The sequence below is a fragment of the Hanstruepera ponticola genome (genome assembly GCF_012931685.1).
Classification (GTDB): Bacteria; Bacteroidota; Bacteroidia; order Flavobacteriales; family Flavobacteriaceae; genus Hanstruepera; species Hanstruepera ponticola.
The window spans coordinates 860,099-881,874 of sequence record NZ_JABANC010000001.1; the positions used below are offsets into that span (position 1 = coordinate 860,099).

The 21,776-nt window shown below is 34.0% G+C and carries 17 protein-coding genes; 5 read left to right on the plus strand and 12 right to left on the minus strand.

Annotated features, from left to right (window positions below; translation table 11 throughout):
- The first annotated feature begins 116 nt into the window (after positions 1-116).
- The 3 genes from porZ to HGK31_RS03880 are packed head-to-tail and all read left to right on the plus strand — an operon-like array spanning position 117 to position 5,618.
- Complete coding sequence (porZ, locus tag HGK31_RS03870; RefSeq protein ID WP_191858557.1) at positions 117-2,471, plus strand: type IX secretion system anionic LPS delivery protein PorZ; 2,355 nt, start codon at positions 117-119, stop codon at positions 2,469-2,471.
- Positions 2,471-3,187, plus strand: coding sequence for a DNA repair protein RecO (gene recO, locus HGK31_RS03875; protein WP_191858558.1), 717 nt, complete (start codon positions 2,471-2,473; stop codon positions 3,185-3,187). Before porZ ends, recO begins: the two co-directional genes overlap by 1 nt.
- Before the next feature lie 22 nt (positions 3,188-3,209).
- A complete protein-coding gene (locus HGK31_RS03880) occupies positions 3,210-5,618 on the plus strand; it encodes a TonB-dependent receptor plug domain-containing protein (protein ID WP_191858559.1) in 2,409 nt (802 codons plus the stop codon).
- Positions 5,619-5,668: 50 nt separating this feature from the next.
- Here the strand turns inward: HGK31_RS03880 and HGK31_RS03885 are convergent, their stop codons facing one another.
- Positions 5,669-10,828: an InlB B-repeat-containing protein gene (locus tag HGK31_RS03885; protein ID WP_191858560.1), complete on the minus strand. Its 5,160-nt coding sequence runs from the start codon at positions 10,826-10,828 to the stop codon at positions 5,669-5,671.
- 115 nt (positions 10,829-10,943) lie between these two features.
- Here HGK31_RS03885 and HGK31_RS03890 point away from each other — a divergent pair, with 115 nt between their 5' ends.
- Positions 10,944-11,417 carry a regulatory protein RecX gene (locus tag HGK31_RS03890; RefSeq protein WP_191858561.1) on the plus strand — a complete coding sequence of 158 codons (474 nt, stop codon included), beginning with the start codon at positions 10,944-10,946 and terminating at the stop codon, positions 11,415-11,417.
- Positions 11,418-11,528: 111 nt separating this feature from the next.
- Here the strand turns inward: HGK31_RS03890 and HGK31_RS03895 are convergent, their stop codons facing one another.
- From HGK31_RS03895 to HGK31_RS03920, 6 genes are all read right to left on the minus strand, one after another.
- Positions 11,529-12,059: a DUF6646 family protein gene (locus tag HGK31_RS03895; RefSeq protein ID WP_191858562.1), complete on the minus strand. Its 531-nt coding sequence runs from the start codon at positions 12,057-12,059 to the stop codon at positions 11,529-11,531.
- Positions 12,060-12,087: 28 nt separating this feature from the next.
- Positions 12,088-12,951: a cupin-like domain-containing protein gene (locus HGK31_RS03900; protein ID WP_191858904.1), complete on the minus strand. Its 864-nt coding sequence runs from the start codon at positions 12,949-12,951 to the stop codon at positions 12,088-12,090.
- Positions 12,952-13,026: 75 nt separating this feature from the next.
- The gene (bioB, locus tag HGK31_RS03905; protein WP_191858563.1) at positions 13,027-14,121 is read right to left on the minus strand and encodes a biotin synthase BioB; all 1,095 of its coding nucleotides are present in this window, start codon (positions 14,119-14,121) and stop codon (positions 13,027-13,029) included.
- A 59-nt stretch (positions 14,122-14,180) separates the two neighbouring features.
- Positions 14,181-15,602 carry a flotillin family protein gene (locus HGK31_RS03910; RefSeq protein WP_230401605.1) on the minus strand — a complete coding sequence of 474 codons (1,422 nt, stop codon included), beginning with the start codon at positions 15,600-15,602 and terminating at the stop codon, positions 14,181-14,183.
- Between the two features lie 5 nt (positions 15,603-15,607).
- Positions 15,608-16,183: a hypothetical protein gene (locus HGK31_RS03915; protein ID WP_191858564.1), complete on the minus strand. Its 576-nt coding sequence runs from the start codon at positions 16,181-16,183 to the stop codon at positions 15,608-15,610.
- Between the two features lie 58 nt (positions 16,184-16,241).
- Complete coding sequence (locus HGK31_RS03920; RefSeq protein WP_191858565.1) at positions 16,242-17,381, minus strand: beta-ketoacyl synthase N-terminal-like domain-containing protein; 1,140 nt, start codon at positions 17,379-17,381, stop codon at positions 16,242-16,244.
- Positions 17,382-17,468: 87 nt separating this feature from the next.
- On the opposite strand from HGK31_RS03920, the gene HGK31_RS03925 reads away from it, so the two are divergent.
- On the plus strand, positions 17,469-17,900 hold the full coding sequence (locus HGK31_RS03925; protein WP_191858566.1) for a cytochrome c oxidase assembly factor Coa1 family protein: 432 nt from the start codon (positions 17,469-17,471) through the stop codon (positions 17,898-17,900).
- Here HGK31_RS03925 and bioA read toward each other — a convergent pair.
- From bioA to HGK31_RS03950, 5 genes are all read right to left on the minus strand, one after another.
- Positions 17,886-19,151, minus strand: a complete 1,266-nt coding sequence (gene bioA, locus HGK31_RS03930; protein WP_191858567.1) for an adenosylmethionine--8-amino-7-oxononanoate transaminase — start codon at positions 19,149-19,151, stop codon at positions 17,886-17,888. The genes HGK31_RS03925 and bioA overlap by 15 nt on opposite strands.
- A gap of 83 nt (positions 19,152-19,234) precedes the next feature.
- Positions 19,235-19,513 (minus strand): GIY-YIG nuclease family protein, encoded by a 279-nt coding sequence (locus HGK31_RS03935; RefSeq protein WP_191858568.1) that lies wholly within the window; start codon positions 19,511-19,513, stop codon positions 19,235-19,237.
- Positions 19,514-19,556: 43 nt separating this feature from the next.
- Positions 19,557-20,174, minus strand: a complete 618-nt coding sequence (bioD, locus tag HGK31_RS03940; RefSeq protein WP_191858569.1) for a dethiobiotin synthase — start codon at positions 20,172-20,174, stop codon at positions 19,557-19,559.
- Positions 20,171-20,584 (minus strand): putative signal transducing protein, encoded by a 414-nt coding sequence (locus HGK31_RS03945; RefSeq protein WP_191858570.1) that lies wholly within the window; start codon positions 20,582-20,584, stop codon positions 20,171-20,173. Before HGK31_RS03945 ends, bioD begins: the two co-directional genes overlap by 4 nt.
- Positions 20,581-21,738 (minus strand): aminotransferase class I/II-fold pyridoxal phosphate-dependent enzyme, encoded by a 1,158-nt coding sequence (locus HGK31_RS03950; protein WP_191858571.1) that lies wholly within the window; start codon positions 21,736-21,738, stop codon positions 20,581-20,583. Before HGK31_RS03950 ends, HGK31_RS03945 begins: the two co-directional genes overlap by 4 nt.
- Positions 21,739-21,776 lie beyond the last annotated feature (38 nt).

Genomic DNA, 21,776 nt, shown 5'->3' on the forward strand with positions numbered 1-21,776 from the left:
TTATTGATTTTGAATAATACTAGAAAGCTTTCTAAATTTTAGAAGGCTTTTTTGTTTTTAGATATGAAATCTTTACTAAACTCGTTAGTATTAGATATATTTGAAAGTAGATGTATATGAGTATGATTAAAAGGGTAGTAATTTTAATAATTTTGATAATTCCAATTACAGGATTTTCACAAGATTTTTCAAGTGAATGGCAAGGACATTTTTCGTATTTAAATATTAAAGATGTGTCAAGTGGAAACAATAAATTATATGCAGCAGCAGAAAATGCTGTTTTTGTGTATGATACTCAAACCCAGGAAACCACAACGCTATCTACAATCAATGGACTATCCGGAGAAACCATATCGCAAATACATTACAGTGAAGCCTATCAACTATTAGTTATAGGTTATGAAAATGGCTTGATGGAAATTGTTTTTGACAATGATGATAACGTATTAACTATTGTTGATATATTAGACAAACCAACAATACCACCAAATGATAAAAACATCAATCATTTCAATGAGTATGAAGGTCTTATTTATATCGCTACAGATTATGGTATTTCGGTTTATGATCTAACTCGATTAGAATTTGGAGACACTTACTTTATGGGTAATGGTGGTGCTCAAATAGCAGTTACTCAAACGGCTATTTACAATGATTTTATTTATGCTTCTTGTCTAAACAACAATGGCATAAAGAAAGCGCCACGAACTAGTGGCAACCTAATTGATTACCAAGTTTGGGAAAATGTAAGAGGAGGTTTTTATTTTTCCATAGAATCACTAGAAAACAAAATATTTATAACTCGAGGAGATAGAAGTTTTTTTGAAGGAATAAATGATACGTTCACATTATTAACAAGATATGATGATAGGCCAATTGATTTAAGAGTTGTTGATAATTATTTATTGGTTACTACAATAAACGCTGTTTTTATTTATGATGTTGACTTTAATTTATTGTCACAAGTTGATGTTTCAGACCCATTTGACACAGAATACACTTCAGCGACAATTATTGGAAGTCATCTTTTCATTGGAACAGAAGGCTTTGGAGTTCTTAAGACAGAATTATTCAATTCTTTTGAATTTGAAGAAATACATCCAGATGGTCCATTGTTAAATAGTGCCTTTAGCGTTGATGCCGTCTCTAATAATTTGTGGGTAACTTATGGAGAATATAACATATCATTTAATTGGTTTCCTGGAGCTAGTAGAGGTGTCAGTCATTTAAATGGAGAATCTTGGGTCAATATTCCCTTTGACAGCTTGTTTGGTGCGAGAAATTTAAACAAAACGGCTATTAACCCATTTAATAATTCACAAGTATTTATTAGTTCATTTGTTGATGGTTTATTAGAAATTAATGAAGATTCACCCACAATATTATATGACAATTCTAATAGTGGTTTAGAGCCAGAAAATGAACCCGGAGATTCTCAATACCCACTAATAAGACAATGTGCATCAGCTTTTGATAGAAATGGTGTTTTATGGACAATGACAGGTAGAGTTGGTAAACCGCTTAAGTCTTACGATCCGTCAACTGATCAATGGCAACGATTCGATTTTTTAAGCTTAATACAAGATCCTTTTGAAGGTGAATGGGGTTATGGAGAGCTTGTTGTTGATGATAATGGAACTAAATGGATAGGTGGTTATAATTTTGGTCTTATAGGCTTTAACGAAAATAATGGAGGAGTTTCTTTAAAGAGTATCAATGATGAAAATGCAAATATGCCAACAACATTAGTAACTGGCTTAGCGCTAGATAAGAGAAATCAATTATGGATTGGTACAACAAACGGATTGAGGGTGCTTTACAATACATCTAATTTTTTTACTGATGACAATATACAAGCTCAAGAAATAATTATTTTAGAGGATGGCGTGCCAAAAGAGTTGTTGTTCCAACAACCTATTTCTGATATTGAGGTAGATGGGTCAAATAATAAATGGATTGGCACAATTGGATCTGGATTATTTTATTTTTCATCTGATGGACAACAAACGTTGTATCATTTTACTAAAGACAATTCTCCTTTACCTTCAAACAATGTAATTGATACCTCAATTGATGGGTCAAATGGTATTATCTATATTGCAACTGATAGAGGTTTGGTCTCCTTTAAAGCTGGGGGATCTGAAACCCAAGAAAGTTTAGAAAACGCATTTGTTTATCCAAACCCAGTACGACCAACATTTGACATAACAGACAAAAAAGTAAAAATAAAAGGAATATCTGAAAATGTGAATATCAAGATAACAGATATTGAAGGGAATTTGGTGGCTGAGGCACAATCTAGAACAAATTTAAGATTTAAAGGTTATAATTTGGAAATTGATGGAGGTGTTGCTTTTTGGAATGGAAAAAACCTAATGAACAATGTGGTTTCTTCAGGGGTTTATTTAATCATGCTATCTGATTTAGACACGTTTGAAACGAAAGTATTAAAGGTAATGGTCGTTAGATAATGTTAACCAAAAGTAAAGTCATTGTATTATCTAAAATTAGGTATCGTGATAATGATTTAATCGTAAAATGTTACACCCAAGAACGAGGTGTTTCAAGTTATTTGATTCGAAATGCGTTTAAGAGTAAAAAGAACCAAACAATTGCCTATTATCAACCATTGTCTCAATTATTTATAGAAGAGAATTACAAACAAAATCAATCTCTGCAATATATTAATGAAGTGAAGTCAAGTTTTATATACAAAACACTTCATACTAATATTTTAAAGAGTGCTATGGCATTATTTATTGCCGAAGTCCTAAACGGAGTACTAAAAGAAGAAGAAAAGAATGCCATGTTGTTTGATTACATAGAGTCAGCATTGCAATGGTTAGATGCGGAGGAAGTCTTTTCTAATTTTCATTTATTATTTTTATTGAAGCTTACTAAATACCTTGGTTTTTATCCAGAAATCACAACCAATCCCAAGGCAATTTTTAATTTACAAATAGGTGCTTTTGAAAAAGATGTTATTGATAAATATACTATTTCAGACCAAAACAATATTATTTTAAATAAGCTCTTGGGCATGAAATTTGATGCCTTAAATCAGTTACATTTAAATGGAGCACAAAGACGCGATTTTTTAAACATGTTGTTAGTATATTTTGAGTTGCATTTAGGATATTTTAAAAAACCAAAATCCTTGGACGTTTTCAACCAAGTATTCAACTAAAAAACCAATGAGATTCTTAAATATGAAATTAAAGTTTCTGTTTCTATTTTTAAGTACCATTTATTCTTTTCAGGCTTTTTCCCAAACGGTTCAGGTCATTGAAAATGACACCAATATACCTTTAGCAGGAGTAATCATAGTTGGCGAACATGAGACAACTCAAACAAATATAGATGGTGAAGCGTCACTAGACATATTTGAAAATGATGAAATGCTTACGTTTAAAAACAGCTCCTACATTCAGGTTAAAATTTTGAAATCTGAAGTTGTTAGGGCGAATAATATAGTGTATCTAACAAGTCGAGTTGATTTGGATGAAATTGTTATTTCAGCATCAAAATTTGAGCAAAACTCTAGGGACATACCACAAAAAATCATAAACTTTACTTCAAAAGATATTCAATTTTCCAATCCACAGACAAGTGCAGATTTGTTAGAGAATACTGGAAATGTTTTTATACAAAAAAGTCAGCTTGGAGGTGGTAGTCCGATGATTCGTGGATTTTCAACCAATAGACTTTTGATTACTGTTGATGGTGTAAGGATGAACAATGCTATTTTTAGATCTGGTAACCTTCAAAATGTCATATCTATTGATCCATTTACAGTTCAAAACACTGAAATTACACTTGGTGCTGGATCAGTGGTTTACGGAAGTGATGCTATAGGAGGCGTTATGAGCTTCTATACTAAAAAACCTCAACTTTCATATAAGGATGATTTGTATTTTAAAGCAAATACATCAGTTAGGTATGCTTCAGCAAATTTTGAAAAAACAGGACATGTGGATTTGAATTTTGGTTTGAAAAAATGGGCTTTTTTAACTAGTATTAGTTACAGCGATTATGATGATTTAAGGATGGGAAGCAATGGGCCAGATGAATATTTAAGACCTGAATACGTTGAAATTATTGATGGGATTGATACAATTGTAGCTAATGAAAACCCTTTGGTTCAGGTGCCAACAGGATTTAATCAATATAATTTAATGCAAAAAGTAAGGTATGAACCCAAAGAAGATTTAAGCCTTGATTTGGGATTATACTTTTCTCATACATCAGATTATTCAAGATATGATAGGTTATTGCGTTATCAAGATGATAATTTACGTTCGGCTGAATGGTATTATGGACCGCAACAATGGTTAATGGCTAATTTTCAATACACCAAATTAAGAAGTCGTTCCAATTTATATGATAAGGTACAAACTACTGTTGCTTTTCAAAACTTTAAAGAAAGTAGACATGATCGTGATTTTCAATCTGAAATAGAAAATATTAGGGAAGAAGCGGTTAATGCCGTATCTTTTAATATGGATTTAGAAAAACAGATAAGCCCTAAAACGGAATTGTTTTATGGATTTGAATATGTTTATAATTTAGTTAATTCAAGCGGGCAAGAAAAGAACGTCAATAATAATTTAGTTAGTCCAACGGTTTCAAGATATCCAGATGGTTCTACATGGCAATCGGCAGCTGTTTACACAAGTCTAAAATACAAACCTACTTCAAAATTTATTTTTCAATCAGGCTTAAGGTATAATCAGGTCTTTGCAAAAGCAGATTTCACTGAAAACAATCAGTATTTAAACTTGCCATTTGATTCAACCAAAATTAATTCTGGAGCTTTAACTGGGACAGCAGGAATTAGTTGGTTACCAAATAAAACAATACAATGGAAGTTAAATGCTTCAACGGCGTTTAGGGCACCGAATATTGATGACATTGGAAAAGTATTTGATTCTGAACCAGGTTCCGTTGTAGTACCAAATGATAATTTAAAGCCCGAGTATGCCTACGGCGGAGAATTGGGATTAATGTTGAATTTTGAAAATGTTGTTATTATAGATTTAGGCACATATTACACATTTTTGGACAACGCTTTGGTTCGAAGAGATTATACCATTAATGGCGAATCAGAAATTATTTACGATGGAGAATTGAGTAATGTACAAGCTATTCAAAACGCTTCTAAAGCATGGATTTACGGCTTTGAATTTGGGCTTAAAATAAATGCCTCCAATAACTTAAAACTAACATCTCAATATAACGTTATTGGAGGTTCAGAGGAAGACCATGGTATTGAAGTGCCAGTAAGACATGTAGCCCCGAATTTCGGGAATACACATCTTATATTTAATAAAAACAGATTTATGATTGATGGATTTATTAATTACAATGGTGAATTGTCCTATAATCAGTTGGCACCTTCTGAAAAGGAAAAAGACTATTTGTATGCAAAAGATGACGATGGAAACCCTTATGCGCCATCTTGGTACACTTTAAACTTAAGAACGCAATATCAGTTTAATAGTGATTTGCGTGTTGTTTTAGGTTTAGAAAACATTACAGATCAACGATACAAAACCTATTCATCTGGTATCGCATCTCCAGGCAGAAATTTTATCTTGTCATTGAATTATACCTTATAAAAAAAGCCTTAATAAGGATTAAGGCTTTGAACTAATTAGTTTTTAACAACTTATTTTTTTATGGCTTTTTTATGAAAAACGTGATTATTTGAAAGAGTTATTTTAGCTACATAAGTCGAACTTCCTAAATTTGATAAATTAAATGTTTCACTATTATTTTGACCATTCAAGTTATAAACTACTCTACCTGTTAAATCAATAATTTTAATATTCTTAATTGATAAATTGTTGGAATGAACCTTAAACTTCACATAGTCGTTATCAAGTTCAATGATGCTAATGTTGTTTGAATCAAAATTTAAATCGTCTATAGATAAGGCACTAGCTCTAAATACGATTTCAAATCGATTATCAAAGACGCCTTCTTCGGTTACAAAACTATAAGGATTAGTTCTCAAATTGTGAGTAATTCCTAATAAATGATCTTTCAAATAAATTGTTTGATTGTTTTGGTCAAACATACCATCTAAATCAGCAATTGCAATTATATAATTCCCTTGTGAAATACTTTTAAAACCTAAAGGAATTATGTCAGATTCATTAAAAGGAAGACCTCGCCCTTGAATTACAAAAGCCTTGTTTTCAATCAAAGAATAAAAATTCAGGTTATCAGAAATAGCATCAAACATTCTATCTCGATCCTGTGTTGCTCCTTGCGCATAACCAACTAAAATACGATTTGCAGGTTGGTTTTCAGAAATAAGATCTAACCAAATTCTATGCTTTTCAGCATTTCTATAATTACTATTTTTTTGAGAATTATTTAATCTATAAAATTGAGAATTATCATGATTAACACCTCTCATGGTATTACTAAACACAATATTGCTTGGAGATGGGGCAGTTTCTAGCATGTTAACCATAAAACTTTGACCAGAAGCTATATATAAATCTCCAGGTCCACTAGACATTCCCATACCATTATAGGTTAAATAATCACTTTCATAATAATTAGACCCAAAATCATAATAAAAAGGATCAGTAGTTCCAGTAGGCGGATTGCCATGAGTCCAGAGATTAACAAATCCGTCGAGAACACTACTGTTTTGATCTAAAAATGTATAAGCGTCAATAGCCGAAGGATAAGGATTTCCTATTAAATTCCACTGGTCGTCGTTACCAGCAATAGCTCCTCTTGTGACTTGAAGAGTTGGGACAGGTCCATTATGAGGAATGCCATTATTAAAGTTAGCTGTGAAATTTAAATCACCAGGCATAGGTGGTGCTGTTTGTCCATTAGGTACTCTAATGATGTAGCCTACACCTTCTTGCATAGTTTCTCCAGCAGCCGAAACCCAATTGCCAAAAGTACCATTGGTATTGGCAAACGTAGGATTCCATTTATAAATACGGTTTGTTGGCGAACTCGGTGAAACATTATTAACATTCATATTAGTGATTGGCGAGGACCAATACACATAGTCTTGAGCATCAACTGAAGCTGATCTTTCCACGCTAATATTACCAGTATTAATACCAGTGTCACTTCCTTGAACCAGAGAACCGTTGTTGTTTATATTAAACACACCATTATTTGTAAAGTCGTTGTTTACATAAATGTAACGTCCATCAGATACTGTAACAGTATTAGTTGGATCTACAATTAAGCTTCCATTAGCATGAAGATTGTTTGACGTACTTGTATCGAAATTATTGTCTAGTGTAACATTGTAAAATTCTTCGGTATTGGTAGGTACATTATTATTAATTACTTGAGGTCCATCCAAAGGATCTCCGGCAAATACTACACGACCATTACCTTCATCAAAAGCGTTGACATCTATATTATTAGTCCAATCTTCATACAGGTAAATAATACTTCCAGGCGTTCCAACACCATCATGATTCATATCCAATGAACCAGTTCCTTGAATAGTAACATTCCTAACATACAATATATCTAAATCTGAATCAATGTTCAGTTTTTCATCACTAATGGTTAAATCTTGACAATCGGCTACATAGCCATATTTAGCAGCATTAGGCGAGGTATGATCAATATCACAATATGTTGTTGAGGCATTATCGATAATTACATTGGTATCTCGTTTAGGAACTGAAAAATTTTCCCAGTTTTTACAATCAAACCAATCAGTACTCACGCCACCTATCCAATGACCGGCTATATTTGCAGATCCAGTTATTGTATAAGAACTGTTACATAAGAATGAAATATCATCACCTTCTTGTCCAGAACTAGCGCTTTGTAATACCCAATTACCAGATACATCAGTAATATCAGCTAATAATGCATAATGTGTTCCTGAAGTCATGTTGTTATGATATCCATAAAATCTGTCATTTGATGTAGTACCAGTTTCTAAATACACACATTCAATATCTGGATGTATTCTAGATACTCTAGTCCCTCCAGCATTTCCAGCAACTGAAAACGGCTGAAAATTTCCTTTGGTTTGTAAACCACCTAAAACAACGCCATTAAATGTTCTAAAATTATCTGGATCTGAATCTGCTGTATCTGGGCCATCAGGTTCAGAATTTACATCAGTGAAAGTACCTTGCATTAACCAAATAGCATCTGGACTAGAGGTGCTAATATTTCCAGCAAGGTTATCATTATCGTGTGATGGATTATCAAGTACAGTAAAATCACTTGTAGCATCAACACCGTTTACCGTGATTGAAGAAATATAGGCAGGAAAACTATTAGTTTCAAGGCAAATAATGGAACCTTTTGGAATATCGGAACAACCGTTATACTGCAAAGTAGCATAAGGAGGTTCTCCAGCTTCATCAAAATCATCATTACAATCATACCATCTTCCAGTACTTATACCAGCAGGAGCGTTGTATTCGTATAATAAATTAGCCATTGTGAATTCAGTTCCAACACCAATATCGACCATATTCAAAATGGAAAATCTATCTATTCCTCTGTTGGTAGATGGACCAGCGTAACTATCAAACCCTACAAAAACTAAATCACCAGGGATGAATGTTGTTGGACCAGAACCTCCTGAACTAACAGCAGTAGCTGAAGAGGTTATACCTGAACTCCAAGAAGTTCCAATCCGTGTAAAAATTTTAAAATGGTAGGTAACACCATTAGTAAGACCAGTTATGGTTTCTGGAGGGGTTGTACCTTTAAAAACGACCTTTCCTGATAAAAGGTTAGAGCCAGTTCCAGCAAAATTAGGATCTGATGTATAGGAAGTCCCGTCTCCAGTTGGCGTTCCTGCTGCAACAGGATTATTGGCCCTAGCCACTACTAAAACCTCATCATAACAGACAGGAAGTGACCATGTCAGGGCAATATCGCCACAACTGTTATAACTACTAAAAGAGGCTACATTATCAACATTCAGATTGGCAGTTTCAAAATCAGAAATACCAGTACTCCACATAGTGCCAACTCTTGAAAAAATAGTAAAATGATACGTGTTACCATTAGATAAGCCAGTAATAGTTGCAGAAATACCCGTACCTTTGTAAACAGCGAATTGACCAGCTAGAATGGCTGTACCATTACCAAATTGTGTGTCTGCGGTGTAGGCAGTTCCATCTCCAGTTGGTGAAGCTGTTACGGCATTTGTTTGCCTAGCAACAATTAAAACTTCATCGGCACAGGCAGGCAAATCCCAACTCAAATCTATTCCAGTACAGCCACTTGTTGCTGTAAATGATGCAGTATCACTAGGAGAACTACAAGAAAAACAGGTCCAACTTAAATTATTAATGAGTGTCCTGTTGCCACTATTTCTTAATTCTACATCTATAAAACCAGAAACGTTCACAGTTGTACTAAAGGTGGATGAACTGGTGTTGCTAACAGTAATATCGCCACCATATTGGATGCCATTTATCCACACTTGTAAAGTGGAATTACCTGTATAAATTCTAGCATAATCAAACGTTATAACACCACATCCGTTTGGGAAAGAAGTAACATTCGTAAGAGATCCATTTCTTAACATCACGGCTTCTTGTCCATTAAGGTCTTGATCAGTTCTTGAATCGGTTGCTGTCCAATCAATACCATCATCGCCAGTCCAAGTTTCAGTGCCATAAGAACTGCTATTTCCTGAATTAACAAAAGATTCACTAGCACATGGTCCAACAAAAACATCCCATTGGGCATATAATGTAATGTCAGAAGAAAAATTATAAACAGAACCATCAGCATAGGTTGTACCACTGCCATCAGCTGCCGTATTCCAACTGTTAAAGGTAAAACCAGAGAAGGTAAACGAGTTAGTGTCTAAATTAGTAGGAGCACAATTTATTTGATCTGGCATTGTGCCTGATCCTCCATTACTATTAAAAGTCACGGTATTTCCAGTTGCTAACCATTGAGCATATAATGTTGTATTTAAGCTTATACTAAAGGTATTTCCAGCGACATAGCTGGTTCCTGAACCATCAGCTGCCGTATTCCAACCATTAAATGTGCTGCATATATTTGTTAATGAACCTGTGTTTCCTAAAACTGTAACCGTGTCACCAGAATTATATGTATTTCCATCAACAGGAACACTTCCTCCTGTGCTACCGTTTCCATCATATGTTACAGAATAGGTTGGAGTACCGCCAACTTCTGTAATAGTAATGTTGTCAAAATAAACCCCTTCATCTGTACTTGTTAATGCTGTAAACTCTATTGTTATATCTAAAGTGGAATTTCCAGAAAGCGGGATTGTAGAGGATGAGAAAGTTGCAAAGTTACTAGAGGAGGTTGTACAAGATGAAGAGGTCCCTGTCACTAAACTTGGCAACGTAGTATTTATACCACAATCACCTTGACCATCAAAGTCAGTATCAATCGCTGCTGGAGCATTAAAACCTCCAGAAGTATCTACGCTTTCAATCCAAAGCAAATTTTGTTGTGCGCCTCCATCTAAACTGTAATAAACCCTCATTTGGTCACCACCATCCCAATCGTCATAATGAGGTGTCGTCATGTCAATTGAGAAAGTAAATGAAGTAGATCCAGAAACATCAATTTGATCAAGACTTATTGAAGGGTCTGTAACCGCTAAATCCTCAACGGCCCAATAATAACCATCCTCATTTGTTACATTTGGTAGTTGGGAATTAGTTCTATTAAACACATCCGTAATCCCAGTTCCATCTGTAACAGATGGGGTATAACCAGCACCATCAACTTCAAAATCAATTACCGTAACCTGCCCAAAAGCAAAGGCTACAAAACATAAGAAAGTTAAAAATACTAGTGAGTACTTCTTAATCATAATGTAAAATTCATTTTTAACGCTTAAAAGCAGCCTACAAATATACGGTAAAAGACGGATAAAACAATGGTTTACAGTTTCTTACTTGTTAACAAATTGTTACTATATTGTGCACATGAATCAGGTTAAAACATATACGGTAGAGGAAGCTAAGCGAACGCTTGAAAACTATTGTGTTTATCAAGAGCGCTGCCATAAGGAGGTACGAGAAAAGTTAATAAAAATGCGTATGATTCCAGAAGCCATCGATTTGGTAATTGTTCACCTGTTGGAGCATGATTTTTTGAACGAAACCCGATTTGCTAAAGCGTTTACTTCTGGAAAGTTTCGAGTAAAAAAATGGGGACGCAAGCGCATAGAAATGGAACTAAAAAAACGAGATATTAGCACTTACAATATCAAGGAAGCATTCAAGGATATTTCAGATTCAGATTATTTAAACACATTTCAAGAATTGGCTCAAAAAAAAGCGGACACAATCACCGAAACCAATGTTTGGAAAAAACGTAAAAAACTAGCTGATTATTTACTATATCGCGGCTGGGAAAGCCATTTGATTTATGAAGCGACCAACCAATTAATAAAATAATTATAAACAGATTTTTTATATAGGTTTCGTCTAAAAATTGCTAATAAAAAGTTCGTTAAACTGCTCTATACAAGATTAAATCTTAAATGATTCTCAAATAAATAGATCTGATTAAAGATTGAATACAGCGCCTACATTTACAGCAAATTGATTATTTATTTTTTCAGCTGGTGTTAAGGAATCTGTATTGTATTTCGCAATTGGGAATAACGCTTCAGTAAATATGCCAAAGCCAGATGTAAAGAAGTAACGCGCTCCAACATGACCCCCAAAATTCTTTAGACTAAAACTCAATCCAGGATATAAATCAAAATTTTCATCAATATTTAAAACATTTCCAATGTTTGCATTAAACCTAGCTTTAAGATCAAAACGATCAGTAAAATCTGCTTTCTCGACAACTTTTTGTCCTCCAACATAAACGTCATCTTTTAAGTCACCTGAAATACCAAGTGCATAGGTTGATGAAACACCAATTGAAATATTATCGCCTAAACCATAGTCAAAACTCATGTTGAGTCCGGTTGCATTGTTTTGGAAATTGGCACCAATTTGTAATTTTTGATCACCTTTTCCTGAAAAAGCTTGAGCATTTGCAAAAGAAACGGTAAGCACTAAAACTATAAATAATAAATTTTTCATTTGTTTTATTTTTTAAGTGACAAAGATACTATAAAATGTATTTGTTAGTTCTTAAAATTGCTTGTTCATTTTTCCAGTCAATCCACTTTTGTCCTTTTATTCTGCGCATTAAATTGTCAAAATTTCTCATAAAAAAAACATTGTAAACTGCTCTACCAAGATTTTTTGGATTTTTTGGAATGGATCTTAAACTCATTGAAAAACCAGGAGTTTTATATTTCATATAATGCCAGTAGCCTTCTGGCATATAAAGCGTTTCGCCGTGTTTTAGAATAGTTTTGTAACCTTTTGCACGTTTTAGAGCTGGCCATTTTTTTAAATCTGGATCTGAAAAATTAATATCCTCTCTGGTAATCAGTGCGTGAGGTACTTTGTATAAAAAATCATTCTGATTTTGGTCAAACAAGATAATTTCTTTTTCACCTTGAAAATGAAAATGGAAGATATTTGCTAAATCAATATCGTAATGCATGAAGGTATGCGAGTCTTTTCCTCCAAAAAACAACATAGGAAGTCCTTTAATAAATTTTAATCCCAATTCAGGAAATCTATAGTCTTGCTGAAGTTCAGGTACTTCTTTTAGTATGTTCCAGAGGAAAATACGATATTTAGTTGGTTTAGATTTAAGTAAGTCAATATAATCACTCATCTTCATTTTGGCATGAGCTTCATTAAAACCTTCCTTGTAGTCTACAGGTCTGTCATCGTATAACGGAACAGTTTTATGACCTGCAACACCATTCATATAGTCTAAACTCCATTTTGAAAAGGCCGGCCAATTGAAGGTAAGTTCCTCAATAACTACAGGTTTTTGTGGCTTGTAATAATTCTTAATAAAATCCTCCTTGGAAATTGTTTTTACGCGAGGAATATCTTGAAGGTTTAATGCCAAGGTGGTTATAGTATTAATTGTCAAATTTAATTAAATAGAAAAGAAATACTTAATATCTTAAGCATTCAATAAAAACTATCGCAAAGTTTTGACTTTTTCTTTTGCTTCTTCGTTTCTTTCAATTTTATGTTCTGGTCTTGACCACTTAGGTTTTTCACCTAAATCTTGAAATTTTGAATCTTCAGCCTCAACTGTATTTGGCTGCATTTTTTTGATGAATGGCTTCTGCGGATTCAGTCCAAGCATTTTAAACATCTCCATATCTTCATTCACGTCTGGATTTGGTGTGGTTAATAATTTATCACCAGCAAAAATAGAATTGGCTCCAGCAAAGAAACACATAGCCTGGCCTTCACGACTCATTTGTGTTCTACCAGCACTTAACCGTACTTGAGTTTCAGGCATCACAATGCGTGTGGTAGCAACCATACGAACCATATCCCAAATAGAAACTGGTTCTTGATCTTCAAGAGGTGTACCATCTACTGCGACCAAGGCGTTAATAGGCACTGACTCTGGTTGCGGATTTAAAGTTGCTAAAGCAACAAGCATACCTGCTCTATCTTCTGTTTTTTCACCCATTCCAATAATGCCACCAGAGCAAACGGTTACATTCGTTTTTCTCACATTATCAATGGTTTGGAGGCGATCTTCAAAACCACGTGTTGAAATGACTTCTTTATAATATTCTTCTGAAGAATCTAAATTATGATTATAAGCATATAAGCCTGCTTCGGCTAATCTATGTGCCTGATTTTCTGTAAGCATACCTAATGTACAACAAACTTCCATGTCTAGTTTATTAATAGTACGCACCATTTCTAAAACATCATCAAATTCTTGACCGTCTTTCACATTTCGCCAAGCGGCACCCATACACACACGGGAGCTTCCTGAAGCTTTGGCGCGAAGCGCTTGTGCTTTCACCTGTTGAACAGACATTAGGTCGTTACCTTCAACATCTGTGTGGTAACGCGCTGCTTGAGGGCAATAGCCACAATCTTCAGGACAACCTCCTGTTTTTATTGATAGCAATGTGGACACTTGAACTGTATTTGGGTCATGGTATTTTCTATGTACAGTCGCTGCTTCATAAAGCAGTTCCATAAAGGGTTTGTTATAAATATCTAGAATTTCTTCTTTTGTCCAATTGTGTCTTGTATTACTCATAGTCATATTAAAGTTGTAAAAGTAGAAAATTCCGCAGCTACTGCGGAATTTTCGTTCTATTATTTATCCTCGGAATTATCAACATCTTCAGTTGATGACTTTTCTAAATCGTCAGGCTTTTTGCCTTTTAAATATTCAGGTAATTCCATACCAGCCATATTAAACATTTCTTGTAATGGTGGAACCGATTTGTACATGCCTGATAAGAAATTGGCCGTTGACGATTTACCATCTTTACCATTCCCGTTTTCCCAAACAGTCACTTTATCAATCTTAATGTTTTTAATAGCTTCAGATTGCATTTTGACTAGCTCTGGTAATTTATCCGCAATTAAAAGTAACACAGCATCTTTAGAATTATTACCAGCTGCCTTTACAATTTGATCAAGACCAGCTGCTTGCTTGGTTAGTACCTCATAAATACCTTGAGCTTCAGCTTGAGCTTTAAAGAGAATGGCATCTGCTTCACCTTTAGCGCGACGTCTAATTTGCTCGGCTTCAGCTTCGGCATCTATTTCAACTTTTTTCTTATCAATTTCTGCAGGTACGATAATATCAGCCATTTGGGATGAGCGTTCACGTTCTGCTCTTGCTGTTTCTGCCTCTTTTTCAGCAGCATAAGACTCTTCTAAAGCTTTTGCACTTTGAACCTTTTCTGATGCTATTGCAACACGTTCCGCTTCTGCTTCACGTTGACGTCTTAAAGAATCTGAATTCGCAACTGCAATTTTTGCCGTGTTTTCACCCTCAACGGCTTGAGCATTAGCAGCAGCTACCTGCGTACGTTCATCTTGTACAGCATTAGCTTCACCAATAGATCCATCTCTATTTTTTTCAGCAACCGATTTACGAGCCGCATTAATAGCATGCGCAGCAGCTTCTTTTCCCAAAGCCTCAATATAACCGGATTCATCAACAATATCGGTAATATTTACGTTGATTAATTTTAAACCTACTTTTTTTAATTCGGTTTCAACACTTTGCGAGATATTGGTAAGGAACTTGTCACGATCATTATTAATTTCTTCTATATCCATTGATGCAACAACTAAACGTAGTTGACCAAAAATAATTTCTTTGGCAAGCTCTTGAATATCTGGTAAAGCAAGTCCCAACAAACGTTCGGCAGCATTTTGCATCACACCAGGCTCTGTAGAAACACCAATTGTAAATCGTGATGGTACATTTACACGAATATTTTGTTTACTTAAGGCATTGATCAAGTTAACCTCTATAGAAATAGGCGTTAAGTCTAAAAATTCATAATCTTGAATAACCGGTAAAATAAAAGCTGCACCACCATGAATACATTTAGCAGATTGACCACCACCTACTTTTCCATATACAACTAAAATACGGTCTGAAGGGCAACGCTTGTAACGCCTGATTAATACAATTAAAAAGATGAATATAAACAGCACACCAAAAATGAGTGCCATAGGCAAGCCCAAATCGAAGGCTTCTTGAGTTATTAGTAACATAAGTATTATTTATTTAATGGTTCTACGATTAATATTCCGTTATCGGTTACATCTTTAACCTTAATAACGGTTCCTGATTTTAAATCTATTTCAGAATCTGTTAATGCTTCAAGCTCACGCAAAGCACCTTGAATTCGCACATGGGCTTTGCCCATTTTACTTCGGTTGGCTCCAATGGTTAAATACACTTCCCCAACGGCATTCTTGGCGTTGTTAAAATCTAAAGTGCCACTATCATTAAGTTTTCGCATATAATAAAACATGGCAGCCATGATGGTCATCATGATGAGTCCACATATAATTGAAATAATAATTGTAATGGGTTTAGTTAAGCCTGCGTCTATACATGCAATACCACTCCATCCAAAGATTGTAAAAAACCCAACAAGATTTTTAAAGGTGATAAACTGAAAGCCAATTCCAGTATCGCTTTCAATATCTGTGTCAACATCGCCTATGTCATCAACATCACCACCAATAAACGTTAAGATTAATGTAATAACTAAAATTAAAGAGCCTACTAAAGCAATGCTCCAATAAATTTTAGGAAAGAATTCTAAATTTGAAAACCATTCTAGCATCGTGTTGAAGTTTTAAAAGTTTATGAAATATATGACCTTTATCATTGTCATACAATATTTATTTTGAAAGTAAAATGCTTACTGCATTGCCTCCAAATCCAACAGCATTGACTAGTATTTTGTTAATGGATTGTGGTATAGTACTTTCAATAAAAGGAACAGAAAGGAATTGCTGTTTATTTAACATGTGAATTGCCATTTCTATGCTCAACATACCTGAAGCGCCTAGTGTATGTCCAACCTTCCACTTATTAGTAGTCAATGAAGGAATTTTGTTACAAAATATTTTTTGTATAGCATTAACTTCTGCTTTGTCGCCTTTAATTGTTCCTGGTGTATGAGTAATTATAATATCAATATCATTTGGATAAAAATCACCAATTGCCATTGACATAGAACGTTGAAAACAAAGAGCATCTGCAGATAATGAAGCGTTATGTTCTAAAACTTCGGTAGCATAACCTATACCAATTATTTTAGCTAAAGCATGCAGCGAGTTTCCTGATTCTAAACAAGCCATGGATGCGCCTTCACCTAGAATCATGGTATTTCTTTTTTTGTGAGGATCTAATGCTAGACAGGGAAAGTCGGTAGATTTTTTTGCATAAATTTTCAGGGCTTGCATTTGTGCTATTGTAAAAGGCGTTATTGGAGCTTCACTTCCACCTACTAAAAATTTTTCACACATACCAGCGTTTATCCAAGCAACACCATTAAGCATGGCGTGCAAGGCTGTTGAGCAGGTAATAGAATGACTAATTTCAGGACCTTGTGTTTGCAAATCGTGGGCAACCCACGATGAAATATTTCCCAATGTAGTTGTTGGCGAACTTAATGGTTGTGTTTTCTCTTTATCTAGAAACTCTTTATAATAATTTTCGAATAGTGTGGTAGCTCCACGTGAAGAACCTATATTAATCCCGAAATTATCTGAAGCTTTCCAATGCGCTTGTTCAACAGCTTTTCGAGAACAATAAATGGCAAAAAGAACACTGTCATCCAATGATTTATATTTACTATCAGATAATCGTAACTTATTAATTTCTTCTTGAGATTCCTTTGCCAAGCGCGCAACTAAATTCCCTTTTTCTTCAGAAAAATAATGTTGATTATTTTGATAGGATTGCCAACTTTCCTCTGGTGATTTTCCTAGTGGAGAAATGGACTGAAGCGCAATAATGGATATGGGTTTTTGCAAGAAAAAAAGCTTTTGACAAAAGTAAGTTTTATTGAAATGTAACAAAAGCTAATTTCTAAATACTTATATTTAATAAAGCCAAGAAATATGGAAACAGTAAAACAAAAGAGTTGGTTCGCAAGAAATTGGCCATGGGTCATTCCAGTAGGAGGCTGTTTAACTGTAATTTTACTATTTGTGTTTGGAGTTGGTGCAGCTATTTTTGGAGTTAGTAAAGCTTTAAAAAACAGCACACCATATACATATGCTATTGAATTGGCAAATAATAACACAGAAGTGGTTGCTTTGCTTGGTGAAGATATTCAGTCAGACGGAATGTTTAAAGGCGATATTTCCTTAAAGAATAATACAGGACATGCGGATTTAAAGATTCCAATTAAAGGTGAGAAAGGAAAAGGCATTATTGTATTAAAAGGCGATAAATATGATGGCGACTGGAGTTATGATGAACTTTATGTCATTATAAAAGAGACACAAGAAGAAATCAATTTATTAGATAAATCTTTAGAGGGAATCTAAAGCTTCTATAATTACAGAATAAACTTTTTCCAATTCAGTCTTTGAAATTACATAAGGCACTTGAATGTATATAGTATTTCCTAAAGGTCTTAAAAAGACACCACGTTCCATAAAAAACTTTAATAGTTTATCGCGTAAACTACCATATCGCTCCATTTTAGTGTCAAGGTCTAGCGCATAAACAACACCTAGTTGTCTTGTAGATTTTACTTTTGGATGCGACTTGATTGTGTTATTAAAAGCACGATGTGACTTAATTATTTCCTTAATATTATTTTGAATAGCTTCAGATTGTAACAGTTCTATTCCTGCAAGTGCAGTGGCACAGGCTATAGGATTTCCCGAATAGGTATGGCAATGAAAAAAACCTTTAGCCATGTTATCACTTAAAAAGGCATCGTAAATATCTTGCGTACATGATGTTATAGCCATTGGAATTAATCCAGCAGTCAAGGCTTTACTTAAACACATAATATCCGGTTTGGTCTCAATATAATCTGAAGCAAAATTCTTTCCAGTTTTACCAAATCCAGTCATGACTTCGTCGGCAATAGTCAGAATGTTTTGCTCTTTAAAGAATTTTAAAATGTCGTTTAAACCATTGGTATCATGAATGGTCATACCTGCCGCACCTTGTAGTAAGGGTTCGTAAATAAATGCAGCTACTTGATGATTAGTAGTTATCTCTTTAAGTTTGTTTAAAATTATCTCGTGATTTTCTCCATTGGGTGTAGGAATACGTATGACATCAATTAAGAAATCTTCAAAAGGACCATTGTAAACCGATAAGCCAGACACACTCATGGCTCCAAAGGTATCGCCATGAAAACCGTTTTCAAAAGCAATAAAAGTTGACCGTTTTTCGCCCTTATTAAAGTAATACTGTAAAGCCATTTTTATACCAGCTTCAACTGCTGTAGAACCATTGTCGTTAAAGAAAATTTTATTTTGACCCTTTGGAAGAATTTTAATGAGTTCTTCCGATAATTTAACAGCTGACTCATGTGTAAAATCGCTAAACATAATTTGGTCTAGCTGTTGCATTTGAGCATAAGTTTTTTCAATAATATAATCGTTGCAATGCCCATACATACAGGTGTACCAAGATGAAATGGCATCAATGTATTCATTACCATTTTCATCTGTTAATATGCAGCCTTTGGCTTTTACAATGGCAATGCTTTCAGGCTGTAACTGATGCTGCTTTAAAGGGTGCCAAAGGTGTTTTTTATCGCGTTCTTGTAAGCTCATAGTTATACTGTCGTCATTCCGAACTTGTTTCGGAATCTCATCTGTTTGTGAGATACAGGAATAAATTCATCATCTCATTTATGTTAGTAATCTAATGTTTTTAAAGTAGGATTAATTGTTTTTACTAAATTCAACTTCCATTCTTTATGCCAGTTCTTAAGTTGTTTTTCTCTAGCTATAGCTTGTTCAATATCAGAAAATGTTTCAAAATAAATAAGGTCTTTAGTTTTATATTTTTTGGTGAATTTTGAAGCAGTATCATCATAATGTTCTTCTAGTCTTTTATGTAAATTAGCCGTTACACCAATATAGAAAGTTGTTCTATATTTATTAGTTAATATGTAAACATAACTTGTTTTCATTATTTTGTGTGACCCTGAAACTAGTTCAGGGTGACGATGACAACTATAATTTTTCTAATTCAACTTTAAATTGATTGGCATATTCCTTAACCACATTTTTATCAAAATAAGGTTCTTCAGCTATACGTCCTATGACTTTTACTCCAGTCATTTTTTGAATGATATCTTCGGTTGTTTCATGTTTATTACCACTGTAGATTATTGAAACATCAAACCCTTTCTCTTTTAACAGATTAACCGTTAACAACGTATGATTAATACTACCTAAATAGTGTCTAGAAACCACAATCACTTTATAATCAAGCTGTATTAAATCAAAAATGGTTTGTTTCTTATTAAAAGGAACTAATAAACCGCCAGCACCTTCAATAACTAAATGGTTTTTTGTTTTTGGTTCACTTATATCTGATAAATTTATTTTCAATCCATCAATTTCAGCCGCAGCATGCGGACTCATAGGTGTGTTTAAAGCAAAGCTATTATCAAAGAACTTTGATTTTGAATTAGAAACTAGCCTTTGTACTTTTTTAGTATCGCAGTTATTTAAATCGCCAGCTTGAATGGGCTTCCAATAGTCGGCTTCTAAAGCTTCAGTAATTATTGCAGAAGCAATGGTTTTGCCAACATCAGTTGATATACCAGTTATAAATAGTTTTTTCATTTAATAGGAAACTCGGTCTTACAATTTTCACATTTATAATTATGTCGTGTATGAAATGGTAATGTTCCAAATACAAATCCGAAAATAAAGGCGAAAAAAGCCTTTGCATCTTTAATGGTTGAAAATAGTTCGATTTTATCACTTTTACATTCTGGACAAACAATCGGATTGCCATCATCATCCAATGAATATTGGTTAATGGAATTTAAAATGTGTTTAGCTTTCAATACATCTTGAGTTAAAACTTTTAGTTTCACACCTCCAATAGCATTACTAACCAACGGATCAGTATCGATTGTTAAATGATCTTGTAGAAACACCTCAATACCTTCGGCTTCTAAACGACCTTTTATAATTTGCGCTTCTGAAGAATATTGAAATCTTGCTATGGTTTTAAACATGTCACTCATACACGTGCAAAAGTAGCGAACACCTTTAAGACTTCCGAGATTTCTTGTTTAGAATTATAACTATGAATGCAGAATCGTAAGCGCTCTTGGCCATTAGGAACCGTAGGCGATAGTATGGGTTTTATGTTAAATCCTTTTTCACGAATTTCATGAGCGATTTGTTTAATTGTTTCGTTACCAGGAATTATAGCGCAATGAATAGCAGAATTACTAGGAATAAAATAAGTCTCTAAATCGTGATTTTTGACTTCAGTTATAAAATGATTAATATTTTCATGTAGTTTTTTTGTTGCATCTGTTTTAATTAATTCAAGGTATGACGCATTAATAGTTGCTAAAGCATGCGGAGGCAGAGCGGTTGTGTAAATAAGACTACGTGAAAAGTTTATTAAATAAGATTTTAATTGACTGCTACCTAAAATAGCTGCGCCATGAGCACCTAAAGCTTTACCAAAGGTTATAATCCTAGCAAATACTTGGCGTTCAAGCTCGAGTTTTTGAACAATCCCTTTCCCTTGATCACCAAATACACCTACTGCATGAGCTTCATCAATAATTAAGTGGGCATGATAATTTGTACAAAGTTGTGCGAGAGTCTCCAAATGAGGCGAGTCGCCATCCATTGAAAACACAGATTCTGTAACTACATAGATAGATATACTGGAATCGATTACGGAATCTGAATACTTTTTTAATAATGTATCCAATTCACTTAAATCGTTATGTCCAAATTTGAAAGCATTGGCATGGCTCATACTTATACCATCTCTAATAGAGGCATGAACATATTCGTCGTAAAGTATGATATCGTGTCGCTGTGGAACACAAGAAAAGAATCCAATATTTGCATCGTAACCAGAATTAAATACTAATGCGGCTTCTGATTGATGAAATTCACATAAAACCGTTTCTACAAGATGGTATAAATTGTGATTACCAGATAATAATCGCGAACCAGTTGCACCATTATGTTTGATATTATGGCCAACTAAATAGTCATGTGTTTCGTTAAAAATGTTTTCGTTTTTTGAAAACCCTAGGTAGTCATTTGATGAAAAATCTACTAATTGATCTTGATTATTAAGTTGTCGCAAAGCATGTTCTTCTTCACGTTTTTTAAGTTTTTCGGTAAGTCGTTTTGGGAAGGTTTTCATTTCTTAAAGAAAAAGTTTGTTCAAACAAATATAAATAA